Raw genomic sequence first — 1719 nt, forward strand, 5'->3', positions numbered from 1 at the left:
TGTGAACACTCGCTTCTTTGTTTACACCCGCGCTCATGACATCGCTTACACACGCACTCACGGCTTCCTTTACACGCGGTGTCAGGACATCGTTGACAACCTGACTCGGGGCATCGCTGACACCGCGTGTATACAGGGAATCAGGCCGAACGGGCCGCCGGCTCCTGCTCGTAGTGCTGCTTTTCGTACTCGATCCGCTTCAGAACCCACGCCGGTCTCGGTTCGCGGATACGGGCCCCGTGGACCTGCCACAGCGGCATCAGCCGCTTGCTGGAGGCAACGCGCACTGGCAGCGGGAAGTAGAGGCTTTCTTCTCCGTCGAGCGTGCTGAACATGGTGAATGCCGTTGCGGTGGTGACCAGCTGGTGCTCGCCCACCAGGTGGGTGGGCACCTTGAAGATCCGGCCGCGGTGATAGATCTGCGGGTTGGTCCGATTGATCCTTACCAGGTCCTTCGGTTGGTCCCGCAGCTTCCCGGTCTGGGCGGGCAGGGCTTCCTGGGACTGCTGCTGCGTGGCCAGGAGCTCGCCTCCGGTGTCGCCGGATGGCTCGGCCGCCTTGTGGGCGAGCTGCTTATCGCGGTAGGCGGCGGCGGTGGCCTGCAGCTGGGCAATATCGATCGGGATGCGGTCGGAACCGTGGTGTTCCCCGGCTTCCCACGCCTGGGCCGGGGTGAGGTGGGTGCTTCCGACCTTCAGGGACTGGTGGCGTCGCCGGTGGTTGTAGTGCTCCCTGTAGCGGACCAGAAGCTTGGCGAGTTGCTCAAGGTTCTTCGGGGCATGGGCGTCAAGAAACCGGGTCAGGGTTTGGTGACTGCGTTCGTTCTTCCCTTGGGTTTCCGGGTGCCAGGTGCGTCCGGTGATGCCCCTGCATCCGTGTTCGGCTAGGAAGATCTCGGTGCCGCCGATGTTCCCGCGCCGGGCCTGGTTGAATGACAGGCCGTTGTCGCTCAAAAGCTCCTGCGGGACCCCGTATTCGGCGAAGGCTGCACGCAGGGTGGCGATCGCATCATCGCCGTTTTCCGGCCGGTCAAAGCAGAGGGTGCCGACGTCGAAGCGGGTTCCATCGTCAAGAAGCTGGTAAATCGTGGCCTTGGTGCCGTCTTCGTCGAAGAGCCGGTATTCCAGTCCGTCGATCTGCCACATCTCCATCGGGAAGGACCGCGAGAAGCGCATCCACGCCCGGCGGGGCCGCTTGCGGGCATTGGTTTTGGTGACGCCCGCTTCCGCAAGAATCCGGCCGATCGTTGCCACCGACGGGATCCTTTCCCCGAATTCGTCCGAATCCACGCCCTCGAACCAGATCGATTGCGGGCCGTGGTCCCACCCCGCCTTGGCCATACGCTGGCGGATCCGCAGCACCAGGTCCTTGGTCTGGTCCCCGTGGATTCTCACCGCCGTCTTCGGGGCCCTGGAGTGCGGGTTCAGCGCCTTGTTGCCTTCAGCGATGTAGCGTTTCTTGACTTTGTAATAGGAGGGGCGGCTGATGCCCAGATGCAGGCAGAACTGCGAGATACTGGCAGAGTCTGGCAGGCCCGGGTCGAACTCAATGATTTGACGGCGTATCGAAGCCGATAATGTATTTGACACTCCTCATTATCGGAAAAGCCTGTGGTCAAACCCGGGTCTGCCACGCATCTGATACCTGTAAGCGATGTCATGAGAGATCCTGTAAGCGATGTTGTGAGTGATGCTGTAACCGATGTCCAGAGAGATCACA

Annotated in this window: 1 protein-coding gene; it reads right to left on the bottom strand. The window is 61.8% G+C overall.

Going from position 1 to position 1719, the window contains the following annotated elements; all coding sequences use genetic code 11:
- Positions 1–140 precede the first annotated feature (140 nt).
- Positions 141–1589, bottom strand: coding sequence for an integrase core domain-containing protein (locus QMG52_RS21620; RefSeq protein WP_283562459.1), 1449 nt, complete (start codon positions 1587–1589; stop codon positions 141–143).
- Positions 1590–1719 lie beyond the last annotated feature (130 nt).

The organism is Paenarthrobacter sp. PH39-S1 (assembly GCF_030063245.1).
Classification (GTDB): Bacteria; Actinomycetota; Actinomycetes; order Actinomycetales; family Micrococcaceae; genus Arthrobacter_M.